At 65.4% G+C, this 14,651-nt stretch carries 14 protein-coding genes; 10 read left to right on the forward strand and 4 right to left on the reverse strand.

Annotated elements, in window-relative coordinates:
• The 6 genes from VHS75_RS09925 to VHS75_RS09950 all read left to right on the forward strand — a co-directional run.
• Positions 1–290, forward strand: a 290-nt coding sequence (locus VHS75_RS09925; protein ID WP_329638454.1) for a hypothetical protein, incomplete at its 5' end; no start/stop codon positions are given.
• A 15-nt stretch (positions 291–305) separates the two neighbouring features.
• On the forward strand, positions 306–977 hold the full coding sequence (locus tag VHS75_RS09930) for a hypothetical protein (RefSeq protein ID WP_329638455.1): 672 nt from the start codon (positions 306–308) through the stop codon (positions 975–977).
• Between the two features lie 8 nt (positions 978–985).
• Positions 986–1,402, forward strand: a complete 417-nt coding sequence (locus VHS75_RS09935; protein WP_329638456.1) for a helix-turn-helix transcriptional regulator — start codon at positions 986–988, stop codon at positions 1,400–1,402.
• Between the two features lie 115 nt (positions 1,403–1,517).
• Positions 1,518–1,874: a hypothetical protein gene (locus VHS75_RS09940; RefSeq protein WP_329638457.1), complete on the forward strand. Its 357-nt coding sequence runs from the start codon at positions 1,518–1,520 to the stop codon at positions 1,872–1,874.
• A gap of 48 nt (positions 1,875–1,922) precedes the next feature.
• Positions 1,923–3,137 carry a hypothetical protein gene (locus tag VHS75_RS09945; RefSeq protein ID WP_329638458.1) on the forward strand — a complete coding sequence of 405 codons (1,215 nt, stop codon included), beginning with the start codon at positions 1,923–1,925 and terminating at the stop codon, positions 3,135–3,137.
• A complete protein-coding gene (locus VHS75_RS09950) occupies positions 3,134–3,859 on the forward strand; it encodes a DUF5677 domain-containing protein (protein ID WP_329638459.1) in 726 nt (241 codons plus the stop codon). Before VHS75_RS09945 ends, VHS75_RS09950 begins: the two co-directional genes overlap by 4 nt.
• A gap of 70 nt (positions 3,860–3,929) precedes the next feature.
• On the opposite strand, the gene VHS75_RS09955 is transcribed toward VHS75_RS09950, so the two are convergent.
• Together VHS75_RS09955 and VHS75_RS09960 are read right to left on the reverse strand one after the other, a co-directional pair.
• Complete coding sequence (locus tag VHS75_RS09955) at positions 3,930–4,331, reverse strand: hypothetical protein (protein WP_329638460.1); 402 nt, start codon at positions 4,329–4,331, stop codon at positions 3,930–3,932.
• A complete protein-coding gene (locus VHS75_RS09960; protein ID WP_329638461.1) occupies positions 4,303–5,733 on the reverse strand; it encodes a recombinase family protein in 1,431 nt (476 codons plus the stop codon). The genes VHS75_RS09955 and VHS75_RS09960 overlap by 29 nt, the downstream gene beginning before the upstream one ends.
• A 120-nt stretch (positions 5,734–5,853) precedes the next feature.
• On the opposite strand from VHS75_RS09960, the gene VHS75_RS09965 reads away from it, so the two are divergent.
• Complete coding sequence (locus VHS75_RS09965; protein ID WP_329638462.1) at positions 5,854–7,278, forward strand: recombinase family protein; 1,425 nt, start codon at positions 5,854–5,856, stop codon at positions 7,276–7,278.
• A 156-nt stretch (positions 7,279–7,434) separates the two neighbouring features.
• Here VHS75_RS09965 and VHS75_RS09970 read toward each other — a convergent pair whose 3' ends face one another.
• Both VHS75_RS09970 and VHS75_RS09975 read right to left on the reverse strand, forming a co-directional pair.
• On the reverse strand, positions 7,435–8,949 hold the full coding sequence (locus VHS75_RS09970; protein WP_329638463.1) for a site-specific integrase: 1,515 nt from the start codon (positions 8,947–8,949) through the stop codon (positions 7,435–7,437).
• A 264-nt stretch (positions 8,950–9,213) separates the two neighbouring features.
• Positions 9,214–10,731 carry a carboxylesterase/lipase family protein gene (locus VHS75_RS09975; RefSeq protein WP_329638464.1) on the reverse strand — a complete coding sequence of 506 codons (1,518 nt, stop codon included), beginning with the start codon at positions 10,729–10,731 and terminating at the stop codon, positions 9,214–9,216.
• Positions 10,732–10,854: 123 nt separating this feature from the next.
• Between VHS75_RS09975 and VHS75_RS09980 the strand changes: the two genes are divergently transcribed.
• The 3 genes from VHS75_RS09980 to VHS75_RS09990 form a co-directional block, all read left to right on the forward strand.
• The gene (locus tag VHS75_RS09980) at positions 10,855–12,477 is read left to right on the forward strand and encodes a M20/M25/M40 family metallo-hydrolase (protein WP_329638465.1); all 1,623 of its coding nucleotides are present in this window, start codon (positions 10,855–10,857) and stop codon (positions 12,475–12,477) included.
• Positions 12,474–13,091, forward strand: a complete 618-nt coding sequence (locus tag VHS75_RS09985; RefSeq protein ID WP_329638466.1) for a TetR/AcrR family transcriptional regulator — start codon at positions 12,474–12,476, stop codon at positions 13,089–13,091. Before VHS75_RS09980 ends, VHS75_RS09985 begins: the two co-directional genes overlap by 4 nt.
• Before the next feature lie 96 nt (positions 13,092–13,187).
• Positions 13,188–14,651, forward strand: a 1,464-nt coding sequence (locus VHS75_RS09990; RefSeq protein WP_329638467.1) for a hypothetical protein, incomplete at its 3' end; no start/stop codon positions are given.

The raw sequence follows: 14,651 nt of genomic DNA on the forward strand, positions 1-14,651 counted from the left end.
ACGACATGGAAGGCGATCTCTTCCACCATCATCGGTGGTCATCGCTGACCGAGGCCGAGCGGCAAGCCTTGCCACAGGCCCGCGCTCTACATGCAATCGACGCGCGTCTGGCGAGGATTCATGCGGAGCGCGAGGCGCTCGCGCCCAAGCTTCCACTGACCACCGCGACCAGTCGGCAGGGCGTCATGCTCAAGTTCCGAGTGGTGAGTGACGAACTGGAAATCCAAGACTTTCTGGACATCCACGGCCTCTTGAAGAGCGCCGTGCGTGATCTTGCTGCGATCTGGTAGCCGGCGGAGATTGTGATGAACATCACATGGAACACGATTGACGTTGAGGTGACGGAGTCCACGTTCGACAACGAAGATGACTTCGGCGGTCGCTGGGGCTGGTTCTGGCAAGAGTGTCACCTTCCGCCTCGCGGACCGTTTGGCAGCCCGGCGGAGGCGTTCACAGATTTTGCCGATTGGATCGCGAAGCACGATCCAGATTCACCTGCCGTCGAGATTCCGGACGAAACGGGGGCGTTGGCGCTCACCTTCATCGAGAACGCCGACGAACTCATTCAGTCCGCCCGGGAGGCTGCGGACTCCGGACACGACGGGCATTTGGTGCTCTCAAAATCCTGCGCCGCTTTGGAATCGATCCTTCAAGGATACCTGCTGAGCCGCGGCCGCAGCGATATCTGGAACCAGCAGCCCATCCGGCACGATCTGGAAAGCGCGTGGCGGCAAGCGGTCTACCATGGGCTTCCGGATGACGACGCCCGTATCGAGAGATTCCTGAAGATCGTCTCGGTCGCCTGTGCGCGCCAGGAACTTGTCGAACTCTCCTACGCGCGACCGAACCTTCTCGCCGAGATCGATTATCTGCTCGCGATTTCGGTGTTGCGTCGGTCTGTGGAGCGCCGTCTGCCGGGCGGGATTCGGATCCTTCGGCGACCGGAATCGTCGGCAGACACAGACGATGAGTCCTGAGGTCACGCATGCGCGAAGGAGTCGAAGTGGGCAATTCTTCTCCCCCGCGTCTTGGGTCGCGTGACGACGTCGACATCGCGGTCGGGGCTACAATCCGACTTTTGCGCCAGGGCCGGGGAATGAGTCAGGCGACCCTGGCAGCAGCGGTCGGCGTGAGCTTCCAACAGGTGCAGAAATATGAGAGCGGCGCCAATCGCGTCAGCGCGTCGATGCTCTCGAAGATCGCCGAGACGCTGGGGGTGCAGATCGCGGAACTCTTCGGCGCCGGCGCCGGCGACGGTGTTTCGGGCCTGACCGATGAAATCGCGAAGTTGCTCTCTGAGGTGGGCGCGCTCGAACTTCTACGCTCATACGCCCGCTTACCGCGCCCCTGCCAATCGGCGCTCGCGCGCTTCATGAGCACCCTTGCAACGACGACGACATAGGTCTTGGGCACCGACCTGGATGCGAACTTCGAAGGCGCAGCAAGCAAGAGAGCGCAGCCGCCGCTACCTGCGACTCGCGCAGTCGTATGGGCGGGCGGCGGGCCAGATCGCCTCTATGGCCGAACTACAAGAGGCGCGTTCGCCATACTTCATGTTGGTGTCCCATGCCGCCGAACTCTCGCTGAAAGCGCTGATCGCGGCTGGCGGCGCCGACGACGAACGCCTTCTCGTCCTCGGACATGATCTTCAACTTTGCTTGCGCCTGGCGCGCAAGCAGGGGCTCGCCGGTGACCTGGCCAATCCGAAGGTGGCCGCCATCGTAGACGCGCTTGGCCCGCCGCATATGGCGCAAGCCTTCCGCTATCCAAGCTACCTCTCGTGGTCGCTGCCTCAGCCGAGCGAGGCGCTTGAAGTGCTGGTGTGGCTGCTTACGCGGGCGCAGCGTGTCGTGAACTCGGGCATGAAGATGTAGGCCGGTGACCATGGGTGAGCGCCGTGTTCTGGCGTAAACTGGTGCTTGATGAGCGACGATCGATCCATCTTGGTCGCCGCCTTGGAAGGCGCGGTCACCGCCTTCCGTGCGGCTCACCCCAACCCGACTTTACTCGGGTCAGGGCCGGATAGGGCCGTCCTCGACGCGCTCTCTGCGGCGATCGAACGGTGCGCAGCCTACCACGCTGTCGCCGGCCAGATGGTGTTCAGCGGCGGGTCAGGTCCAGTGCTTCACTCTGGCCCGCTGGCCTCGCTCCTGTTCTCCAAGGGCGGCTGGCCCAGCGAGAACGTCGAGGGCGCCGTCGATTGGCTGCTCAAGGTGCTGCGAACCCGCAAGGCCAGGGCGTTGGTCAAGGCCGCGATCTGGGGGATGCAAATGGATCAAGCGGTCACCGTGCGCCGCAACGCCCAGCTCATGCCCTTCGACACCTTGCCTGACTCGTACATGAAGGATCGAATCAAGGCGCGCGCCCGGTCCAGCTATGATGGGTCCGCCTGGACGGCGCCGACCTACTATGAGCAGCCGGACGCCGCCTACGTCGAAGAGGTAGCTGAGTTCCCGTATATCGGCGGCGACGGCGCGGCGTTCCAGCGCATGAACGATCTGGAAGAACGCCTCAACGACATCGTGGTGCTGCTTCAGGCGACCGTGACAGGGCGATCGATCGCGGTCGCCTGTTGGTTCGAATATCTCGACCACGATCTGGAATATGCGGAATGGGAGAACGCATTCACCTGGCTGCTGCCTGAGGTCCATCCCAAAGTCGCGCGGGGTGCTGCTGTGAGCGACGCCCAGGTCCAGACCAACATTGCCAACTTTGACGCCCTGCCGCCGGACCGACGCGCGGCCATCCTGCGATCCATGGAGCGCTTCCGGCTGAGCCAAGGCCGGCGACAGGGCGTCGACCGCGTCCTCGATCTCACCCTGGCTTTTGAAATCGCGGTCAGCGGGCCCGGCGGCGAGCAATCGCCGCCTAGCTACAAGGTGGGCGTTCGGACGGTGCAGGCCATCGGTGGGCCGCTGCCGGATCGCCAACAAAGGCGCGCGACCGTTGGCGATCTCTACAAGCTTCGCAATCAGGCGACGCATGGCGGGCAGCTCAAGGCGAAGGAGGCAAAGGCGCTCGACCGAATTCTCGACGACTGCGGTGCGATCTATCTGCAGCTCATGACCAGGCTCCTGACCATCGCTGCTGAGCCTGACTGGCCGGCAATTGAACTGGAGGCCTTGTCATCCCCATGACCGCCAACCAAGCCGCCGCCATACGATTGATCCGCGAGGACTATGCCCCGCTGATCAGGGACCGCGTGCTTCCGGCCGTGGCGCAATCTCATGGCCGGCCGTGGGTCGAACAGCTCGGCGAGTATTTCCTGCGCAAGAGCACGCGCCATCTGGAGGCCATCTGCGCCCTGGCCGAGGCGGGATTTGGCGAAGATGGTCTGATCGTCGGTCGGGCGCTGCTCGAACACAGCCTCTTCCTGGCCTGGGTGGCGGCGGGAGCGACGCCGCCGGAGCAGGACCAGAGGGCGGAGCACTTCTTCTATGACGGCGACCGCCAGCGCTGGGAGAAGCGTAAGGAGCTTGAGCGGCTGAAGTCTCAAGGAAAGTGCCTGGCTTGGGTCGACGAACTGCTCAAGGGTGAGATGCAGGCGCCGGAATTGTCGAAGCCCGCGACGTTCACCTCGCTGCCGTCACTCAAGCGGATCGCTGATGACCTTGGCGGCGAGTTCGAGTCCTACTTCTACTTCGTCTATTGGTCCGTCTCGAAGCTGGCACATCCGAGCGGGATGGGGAGCCATACCTACTACGACGACGACACCGCCGCGGAATGTTGGCGAGCCTTGGCGCTGGGCTTCCCGCAGCATGCGCTGATGACGGTCAACACCCTGACCATGTTGCAGCAGGCCGCGCTGAGCGTCGAGGTGGAGCAGATGGCGCGGCGCTTTATGGCCATCGAAAACTGACCCTCGTCACGAGGGCGGACGTCGCCACGTTCGCCGAAGAGTTACGTTCAGAGCCGTCACAGCCGCTGACCTAACGTCCGCTTTCGACCCCTAAATGGCCTATCCGACGGCCCCTTTTCGCGGTTGCAGCCGGGGCCAATCTTCTGCGGTGCCCCTCGCGACCAGCGAGAAGCCTTGCGACGTCGTTCGCATCCTCCACGTCGAGATCGATCATCGTCGTTTTCGCGAACGACGCAGGCTCGCCAGTGTGGCTATCGACGACAGCGAACCCGTTGGCGCTGGGCTGAACGAGAAATCGGCCCCAGTTCATCGGGGTCTCGCGCTCTAATCTTGTGTAGGCCGCGTCGTTCGCCTCGTTGTCGCGCCAATCGCGAAACGCATAGAGTTCCGCTGTCGTGATGCTCGTGCGGCCCAACCGCTCGAACCAGTCCCGGGCTTCCGCTTCAGCCTTTGGAAGGCGTGCCGCCGACATGAGAAGTCTCCTGTTGGATAGCGCTGGCAAGTAGTGAGACACCGGTATTTCTGCGCCAACGGCGCGCGGTTGCAAGCTGTCTCACCGTGAGCAGTGAAACGTCCCAACCGGCGGCGTTGTAGGCAGCGCACAACGAACCGAAGCGGTCGCGGACCTTGGTCGATGTCGGCAGTGTTGGGTCGGCGTCGATCAATTTGGTCGACAGATAGCCCTCGCGCTCCAGCAAGGCTTTCAGCCGATCTGCGAGCTGCGCTGCGGGATATTTGATTTCCGGGTCAACTCGCCGCCGCTGCCTGGAAGGGCGACCACACCCAGCCGCCTCCAGGGCGTCCGCCAGGCACGGCCAGCGCCTGTAAAAGAGGGTGGCGCTTGGACGCTTCACGCGCCGCAGAAGCGGAAGCGTCACCCCGCCGTACTTGTCGTGCACCGCTCGCAGGACGGTCAGAAGCTCTTCATCGGTGTAGGTTCGCCGGCCAACGTCCGCGAGACGGGCTTGCGCGGCGTTGAAGGTTCGCCGGCTGATGATCGCTGGGAACATTGCGTTCGCGAACCACATCGCCGCAGGATTCGGCCGAACCCCCGTCCGTAGGCGCTGCGAAGTTCTGTTCCAGGTGTAGACCCCGGTGTAGATCTCGTTGCGGAGAATGGCTCCGACCCGAAGTGTCGTGAGCGGTCCTCCGTCCTCACACAACATGCCTCTCTCATTGAGCCGCGCCGCGATGGCCCTGAACGGCAGCTTGTCACGCGTGAACCACCGGAAGACGTCGCGGACGGCGGCGATCTCCGCATCTGGACCGTGAATGAGCACGACCCTGTCGGTTTGGACGGACTTCCGCTGACCACGTTGCAGCAGGCGGATCGGCTGTCCGGCGTCGTCGATCAACAGACGGCGAAGCCCGAACGGACATTTGCCGCCCTGCTTCTGACCACGGCGGACGCCCGCAGCCTGTCCTGCCCAAACCTTCTGACCGAGCTCTCGACTGAACTCGGCCGCCATCAGCCGCTTGAGCGTCTTCATGATGCTCGCGGCGCTCGTGCCGTCGTTGCTGAAGACCTCCTCGCAATAGTGGATCGCGACACCGGCTTCGCGGCAGAGGAACTCATAGTGGGCACCCTGGTCCGGGTCCTGAAATCGGCCCCATCGACTGACGTCCAAGACGAGCACGTGAGTGAAATCGGACCGCCCGGACAGGACATCGCCCAGGAGGCGTTGGAGGCCCTTGCGCCCTTGCAAGGTCAGCCCGCTTCGTCCGTCGTCCTGATAGGTCCGAACGACCTCAAAGCCGTTCTCCTGCGCATATCTCGCGATGGCGGCTGACTGATTTGCAGGGGAATACTTTTGGTGCTCACGCGACATGCGCAGGTACTGAGCGCACCGGATGGAGGGGGTGCTTCGGTCCATAGCCGTTCTCCGAGTTGAGCGGATAACAGGCGCCGAGATCCTGTAGTTGGCCAGTGACGTGGCCCTTGCCGGGGCGGGGGCCTAGGGAATGTGGCGGTGGGGCTTCAGCAGGAGTTCGCCATGAGTCCCGCCGATGATCGTGTGCTGCGCGCAGCGCAGTACCTGCGCATGTCTACCGAGAACCAGAAATATTCGCTCGAGAACCAGGCTGCTGCCATCGCCACCTACGCAGCGGAGCACTGCTACCAAATCGTAGAGACCTTTGCTGATCCCGGCCGGAGCGGCCTCAAAATCACCAATCGACCGGGATTGCAGGCGCTACTGGCTGCGACGCTCAACCCCAGCCGCGCCTTCGATGCGATCCTCGTCCTGGACGTCAGTCGTTGGGGCAGGTTCCAAGATGCGGATGAAGCTGCCCATTACGAATATCTGTGCCGAGCTGCCGGCGTGCATGTCGAGTATTGCGGTGAGGGCTTCGACAATGACGGCGGCTTCGTCGCGACGATCGCCAAGAACCTAAAACGCGCAATGGCGGCGGAGTTTAGCCGCGAGCTATCTGCGAAGGTTGCCCGCGCTCAAAAGCAGCAAGCCATGCTTGGGTACTGGCAGGGCGGCCCCGCCCCATACGGATTCCGACGTGTCTTACTGGATCGGACTGGCGCTCCGAAATGCATCATGGCGCTACATGAAATGAAAGCGATGCGCGGCGAGCGCGTCGTCATTCGGCCTGGTCCCGGCGAGGAGATCGCGGTCGTCCGCGACATTTTCCGACTCTATGGCAGCCGGAGAAAGGCGGCTTCACAGGTCGCCGCGCATCTCAACGCCCGCGGCATTTTATGGCGCGACGGCGAGGTTTGGAACGGTGGCCGTGTCCGATCCGTCCTTCACAATGAACTCGCGGTTGGCATCATGGTTTGGAACAGAAGCGACCAACTCATGCGGCGGGGACGCCGAAAGAGGCCGCCCTCCGAGGTGGTTCGGGTCCGAATCTTTCCCCCGGTCGTCCCGGTTAGACTGTTCAATGCCGCCAAGCGCCGGCTCGTACAGCGGGCGTACTGCGCGAAGAAGTCCGATGCGGAATTGTTGGATGGCCTGCGCGCCTTGCTTGGGCGGGTGGGCCGGCTCACGACGGACATCATTCGCGATGATCCGCTCACCGCTAGCGACAACACCTATTGCAAGCGCTTTGGGTCGATCCGTGCAGCCTACGAGAAGATCGGATACGACCGCCAACCAGCGTGGCGAGTGGGCGACGGAGTACGGTTCACAGACGAGCAGGTGCTTGAGGGTGTTCAATCGCTGCATCGCCGCCACGGCTACGTTTCGGCGTCAATGATCGCCGCCGAACCAACGATGCCCGGTATCCATTCGATCTATCAGCACTTCGGATCACTCAAGCGCCTCTATTGGCTCGCCGGCCTTCGCGGGAACGGTCGACGGGCCCAAATCATGGGATCACGTCGCGGTTTGCAGGCCTATCGAGAGAGGGCGGCGGTCAGCGCCGCCAAGGGCCCGTCAAGTGGGCCAGCGGCCGACGGACCATAAGATGTCAGGCGGGGCGCGCCGAACTCGGCGCGGCTTTATCCCGCCAACGTTGACCGTCCTGTCCGGCTAAGAGCGCCCACGGGCGCGCCGGACGAGATGCGTGCGCAGAAAGTGCGGCATCGAAGCTCGATGCCGCTGGATGATCTGCGATCCGGCCTAGCCATTGCGGCGGCGAAGCTTGCCGCCTGGCTGGGCCGTCCTAGCCTTCGCCCTCGGGGTTCGCTCCGCTTTGGTGTCTTCGGCCGCGACCTCGCCGACGGCAGCGTCTGGCTCCCAGCTGTGCATGCCCTGGAGCACGAGGTCCGCGTGCTTGACCGTGTTCACGTGGCCGTAGTGCTCTTCGATCATCTTGACCGAGGTCCCCATCTGCTCGGCCAGGAAATACACGTCCACACCCTCGGCGAGCCTGAAGGTCGCGTAGGTGTGCCGGAAGCAATAGGTGGAGCGGGGGACGCCTGATGCACCCTCCCGCAGCTTGGCCTTAATCAGAAGGTCCTCGATCAGGGCCTGATAGAGAGACTTGGCGGGCTGTCCGGTGACGGTGGTGAACACCCTGTCCTCTGGCCGGAACACGACATCCGGCGCCTTGGCGCCTTCATCATCCTTCGCCTTCTTCGCCTTCGCCGCGTCGCGCCGATACTTTCGGGTGGCTTCGCGGATGCGCTCGAAGTAATCGCCGACGCTCTTGGGCGCGACCAACTTGCGCGACTTGCCCTTGCCCTGGACGAACATCACGACCAGCTCCTGCCCCTCCCGGTCGGCCGCAGAGGTGATGTCGCGCCAGCGCAGGTTCTTGGCCTCGGACGGGCGCATGCCGGTGTTGCACATGATCAGGATGAAATTGTAGGCGACCGTCCGATACCAGGTGCTGGACGGCCGGGGCGCCGCCTTGACCCACGACCGGCCCACGGTGTGGAGATGGCGGTATTCCTCCAGCGTGAATTCGTCCCGACGCATGGTCTTGAGCTTGGGGCGGTCGTCGAAACGCTGGCTGGCGGCCACATAACGCTTCTTGATCGCGTAGTTCATCACCGCCCCGAAGATCGACATTTCGAAGCGGATGGTGGCATCGCTGATGAAGGCTACCGCGCGGCTCTCGGTCGGCGCGGCGGCGGCCGGCGGTCGAAACTGGCGGAAGCCTCGGGCTTCCATGGCCCTGGCCCGGCCGGCGGCGTCGCGCGCGTCCAACTCGGCGGCCTTCTCAGCCGAGATTTCGCGCACGCCGTTTCGCTTGTTGCGGCCGGCACCGTTCTCGCGCCGCCAAGCCGGGTAGCCGATCCAGAGTTCGTCGCCGATCAGATGCACCTGGGTCGAGCCGACGTAATCCTCTAGCGCGCCCTCGATCACGGCCTTGAGCTTCTTCGGGCGCTCTTTGCTGATCTCCCCACGCTTGGCGCGCGCCTCCTGGGTGGCCAGGTACTCCTGCGCCACAGTGCGGAAGGGGTGATTGAACACCGGCACGTCGTGCTTAAGCCGAAACCGCACATCGGAGTCCTGGTCGAAGGCCAGTTCGCGCGCGGCGTTGATGTCGCTGGTCTTGAGCGAAACCGTCTTGTACCGGTCGGCCTTCGGCAGCTTGACGCGGCAGTACCAGTTGCGATGGTCCACGTCGGCGCGCCGGAAGATGATGAGGCCCGGCTTGAGCACTTCCTTGTCGGTCACGAACGCCATGACAAACCTCGTTCTGTGCAGATTCCGTGCAGGTCGCGGCGCTAAGTCATTGATTCGCCGTGGCTGTGCAGGGGTTGTGTGGGAAAAATATAATCAGAATGTCGATATAAATCAATAGGATGATCAATATCTATCATCCCGGCGAAGACCGGGACCCAGATGGGATGGTGCAGACGCGGTTTCTAGGGGCTCTGAGTTTCTCCAACTCGCTGCCGCGCTTTGAGATCTGGATCCCGGCCTTCGCCGGGATGAGCGGTTCTTGGTTCACCGCCCTGCGTCCCAGGCCTTTTCGGCGACGGCCACCGCGGCGGCTTCGATCCTGTCTTCCAGGGGCGTCGGCTGGGCGGTGTGCGGGTGGGCGTCGAAGGCCATGTAAGGCGACGCGGCCTTGATGACCGGCGCCCAGTTGGGGGCGCCGGCGCCGTTGGGGTCGCCGGTCTTGGCGAAGCGGACCCAGTAGTCGCCCATCAGCTGGGAGACGTGTTTGTCCTCATCGTCCCAGACCTCCTTGTCGGCGCGGGTTCCGAACAGATAGGCGAGCTCGCCGCCGTGGTCGGTCCCCTTGGCCGTGGCCCGGTCGCTGCCGGCCACTTGGTCGAAGTGATAGGAATAGGTGGGCGGGCCGAGCGCGGCGTTGCGCTGGGCGAGGTAGCGCGACGGTTGGGTCGACAGGCTTTCGGTGATCAGGTCGGATTCGGCGCCGGCCTTGGTCGGTTGGGCCTTCGAGGCTTCCAGGAGTTCGGCGTAGGCGGCGCCGAGACCGGCCTTGGCGACGGCGACGTTCTCGCCGACCAGGCTGGCCTCGTGGGAGTTGCCGCCGATCATCAGGCCGACGCGCAGTTGCAGGCCCTTGCGATAGGTGTCGCCGGGACTGCGCAGCATCATCACACCGTCGACCATGGGACCGGCGGGGCCGGGCTTCAGGACGTCGGCGACCGGAATGGCGCGGAGCTGGGCGGGCGTGGCGTCGGCCAAGCCGAGGCCTTTGGCCCAGCTGGCGCCGAAAGCCTCGCCGGAGAGCGGCGTCCCGCGGATCGGGGCCGCGGCCGCCGTGCCGCCACCGGACTCCGAGATGGCGCGCACGAAGAGGCCCTTGGCGGCCTGGGTGGTGGTCAGCATCTGCACGGCCACCGCGCCGGCGCTTTCGCCGAAGACGGTGACCTTCTTCGGGTCGCCGCCGAAGGCTGCGATGTTCTTCTGCACCCACTGCAGGGCGGCGATCTGATCCATCAGGCCGTAGTTGCCGAGCCGGCCGGCGTCGGCGTTCTCGGCGGTCAGCGCCGGATGGGCGAAGTAGCCCAGGCGGCCGAGACGGTAGTTGATCGTCACCACCACGACGCCGCGCTTGGCCAGAGCCGAGCCGTCGTAGAGCGGCACGCCGCCGGAGCCGCGGATGAAGGATCCGCCGTGGATGAAGACCATCACCGCATCGCCGGCTTTCGGAGTCTTGGCGGGCGCGAAGACGTTGAGGAACAGGCAGTCCTCGCTCTGCGGTCCGACCTGGGCCCAGGGATCGTCGCTGAGGTGCGGCTGCGGGCAGGCCGCGCCGTTGGCCGTGGCCGGGCGCACGCCGGTCCAGTCCTTCACCGGCTGCGGCGCGCGCCAGCGCAGTGGGCCGGACGGGCCGGCGGCGTAGGGGATGCCGCGGAAGACGGCGACGTCGCCCTGAGCCGCGCCCTCGACGACGCCGGCGTCCAGCCTGGCGGTCGGCGCGGCGTGGGCAGCGCCGGTGATAGCGAGCATGGCCGCGGCGCCGGCGACCAGCATTTTCAAGGTCTGCATCCGATCCCCCCGATGGGCGCCTCAGCCCTTATGTTGGTTGGATATCACCTTGCGGGTTTTCTCAAGCGCCGCGGTCAGCGAAGCTTGCTAGGCTGATTTACGCGATAAGCAAAAGGATGCCCCGTGCGCTCGATCCTCCTGGCCGCCGCGATCGCGGTCCTTCCGGTTTCCGCCCTGGCCGCGACGCCTTCGCAGCCCGCGCCGACCAAGGCGACCAGCGCCTGGTGGGGGCACATCAAGGTGCTGGCGTCCAACGCCTATGAGGGGCGACTGACCGGCAGTCCCGGCTACTACAAGGCCGCGCACTATGTGGCTGGCCAGTTCAAGGCCGCGGGGCTGAAGCCGGGCGGGGATAAGGGCAGCTACTTCCAGGCGGTGAAGTACCTGGAGCAGCATGTGGACGCCGCCCACTCGTCGATGGCGTTGGTCGACGGGACGAAGGTGACGCCGCTGGCGGTGGGGCCGGACCTCACCTTCGGTTCGCGCGACGAACAGCCGAAGACTGTCGAGGCGCCGATGGTGTTCATCGGCTACGGCCTGCACCTGCCGGAGCAAGGCTACGACGACTTCGCCGGCCAGGACCTGAAGGGCAAGGTGGTGGTGGTCCTGGGCGGCGGGCCGGACACCCTGTCGGCGGCGCTGAAATCGCACGCGTCCTCGACGGAATTCCCCAAGGCGCTGAAGGCGGCGGGCGCGGTCGGCGTGATCCGGCTGCAGAACCCCAAGGCGATGGACATCCCGTGGGCGCGGCTCATTTCGCTGTCGAGCCAGCCGGGCATGCGGCTGGCGGAGCCTGCGCTGCAGACCTACCGCGGGCCGGTGTTCAGCGCCTCGCTGAACCCGGACAAGGCCGAGGTGCTGTTCGCCAAGTCCGGCCACAGCTTTGCCGAGTTGCTGGCCCTGGCCGACGCCCACAAGCCGCTGCCGCGCTTTCCTCTGAACCAGAGCGTCAAGGCGAGCGTGGTCACTGAAACCCACGAGATCTCATCGCCCAACGTGGTCGGCGTGCTGCCGGGAACCGACCCGACGCTGAAGGCGCAGTATGTGGTGGTCTCGGCGCACCTGGATCATCTGGGCGTCGGCGAGCCGATCAAGGGCGACAAGGTCTATCACGGGGCTATGGACAACGCGGCCGGCGTGGCCGCGATGATCGAGACCGCCAAGGGCCTGAAGGGCCACAAGCTGAAGCGCTCGATCGTCTTCGTGGCGATCGCCGGAGAGGAGAAGGGCCTGCTCGGCTCCAAGGCCTTCGCCGAGCATCCGACCGTGCCAAAGACGGCCATCGTGGCCGACATCAACATGGATGAGTTCCTGCCGTTGTTCCCGCTGAAGCACCTCCTGGTGCTGGGCGAGGGCGAGAGCACGCTGGGCGACATGGCGCGAGAGACCGCCAAGGCCAAGGGCTACGACACGCTTCCAGACCCGGCGCCGGACCGCAATATCTTCGTCCGCTCCGACCAGTACAGCTTCATCAAGACCGGGGTGCCGTCGGTGGCGCTGAAGGTCGAAGGGCTGCCGGGCTCGCCCGAGGCGCAGATGGACAAGGACTGGAACACCTACCGCTATCACGCCCCGCAGGACGACCTGACCCAGCCGGTGGACCTCAAGTCGGCCGACGACTTCGACGCCTATCTGCTGGCGCTACTGACCAGGGTGGCGGACGCCAAGGCGCGGCCGGTCTGGAAGGCCGACAGCTTCTTCAAGCGCTTCGACACGACCGGCGCGGCGTCGGGCGCGCAGCCGTGACAGACGGCTCGGCGTCGCTCGGCGGCGGTATGTCGGTCCAGACGCTGAAGACCCGCGCGCTCGACGTGGCGATCGAGATGGTGGCCAAGCGCGGGCCGGACGACGTCAACCTGCGCGACATCGCCGAAACTATCGGGACCGGGGTTTCGAGCCTCTACTACTATTTCAAAAGCAAGGACGCCCTGCTGGCCGAGGTGGCCGCCGAGGGGTTCCGGCGGCTGGAGGCGGGGGTCACCGCGGCGCGCAACAGCGGCGCGTCGCCCGATCCGATCCGTACCTGCGGCGGGGCCTATCTGCGGTTCATCCGCGAGCAGCCGATGCTCTACAAGATGATGTACTCCGAGCGGATTCTGAGCGGCTTCGAGGTGACGCGGGAGGCCGAGGGCCGCGCGTTCGCGACCTTCGCGGCGGGGATCGCCAACGGCGCGCCCAGCCAGGAGACCGAGGACAGCGCCCTGGCGCTCTGGGCCTTCGGGCGCGGGGTCGCGTCGCTGACCATGGCCCAGGAGGCGAACGAGCGCGGCACGGGGCGCGACCTGGCCCGGCGGCTGGTGGGCGGGCTGGAAGTCCTGATCGGCCGGCGCATCCGGCCCGCGCCCGAGGGAAATTCTTAAGGAAAGTTAAGGAGGCGCGACACATTTGCCGCTTGTGGAACGAGGTTCGACAGGCGCATCTCTGGTTCAAATCGCGCGAATAGCGGGGGATAATCTATGACGTCCGTCAAACTTGCCGTCTTCGGAGCCGCGGCCAGCGCGCTTCTGGTCTACGGCTGCACCACCGGGCCGGCGCCCAGCGCGCTCGCGTCCGGCGGCAATGTGGCGGCGACCACGCCAGCCCGGGTCGACAACTTCCTGCTGGTGGACGCCCAGAAGCTGGAGGGCCACGAGCTCTACCGCATGGCCGACGCCAAGGCGGTGGTGATCGTGACACAAGCCAACGGCGACGCGGCGGTCCGCGGCATGTCGGGCGACCTCAAGAGCCTGCAGGCGGCCTACGCCGGCAAGGGCGTCGAGGTGATGCTGCTGAACTCCACGGCCGACGAGAGCCGCGACGCGATCGCGGCCGAAGCGGTGAAGGCCGGCTATTCGGCGCCGGTCCTGATGGACTCCAACCAGATCGTCGGCGAGACCCTGGGCGTCACCCGCTCGGCGGAAGTGTTCATCGTCAATCCGAAGACCTGGACCGTGGCCTACCGCGGCGGGATCGCCGGCGCGGGCAAGGCGCTGGACGCCCTGACCGCCGGCCAGCCGGTGACCGTGGCCAGCGCGCCGGCCGGCGCGGGCGCGGCGATCGCCTTCCCGGCGCGCGACGCCAAGGCCCAGCTCACCTACGTCAAGGACGTGGCCCCGATCCTGGAAGCCAAGTGCGTGGCTTGCCACGAGGAAGGCGGCATCGGCCCCTTCGCCATGACCAACTATGAGATGGTCAAGGGCTTCTCGCCGATGATCCGCGAGGTGATCCGCACCAACCGCATGCCGCCCTATGGCGCGGACCCGCACGTGGGCAAGTTCTCCGACGACAAGCGCCTGACCCCGGCCGAGATCAAGACGGTGGTCCACTGGGTGGAAGAGGGCGCGCCGCGCGGCGAAGGCAAGGACCCGCTGGGCGTCCAGCATCTGGTCGCTGCCGAATGGCCGCTGGGCAAGCCGGACGTGATCCTGAGCGTGCCGGCCTTCACGATCCCCGCGTCGGGCGTGGTCGACTATCAGCATCCCTGGATCGTCAACCCGCTGACCGAAGGCAAGTGGCTGAAGGCCTCGACGATCAAGGTCACCGCGCGCCAGGGCGTGCACCACGTGCTGACCGGCTTCATCGCCGACCCGCCGAAGGCCGGCGAGCAGGCGTTCGAGAACAAGTGGGGCGCCTCGGTCGGCAGCTACGCCGTCGGCGCCGAGAGCGAGATCGCGCCGAAGGACGCCGGAACCTACATCCCGGCCGGCGGCGGCATCGGCTTCCAGACGCACTACACGCCGTTCGGCAAGGAGCAGACCGACACCACGCAGATCGCGCTCTACTTCTACAAGGACAATGAGAAGCCCGACCTGGTGATGCACAACTCGGTGATCGTGAACAATGCGATCGTCATCCCGCCGAACGATCCGCATCACCAAGAGACCGGCTACATCTCCTTCCCGCACGACGCCCTGCTCTATGCGGCCTTCCCGCATGCGCAC

The organism is Phenylobacterium sp., assembly GCF_036264965.1.
Taxonomy (GTDB): domain Bacteria; phylum Pseudomonadota; class Alphaproteobacteria; order Caulobacterales; family Caulobacteraceae; genus Phenylobacterium.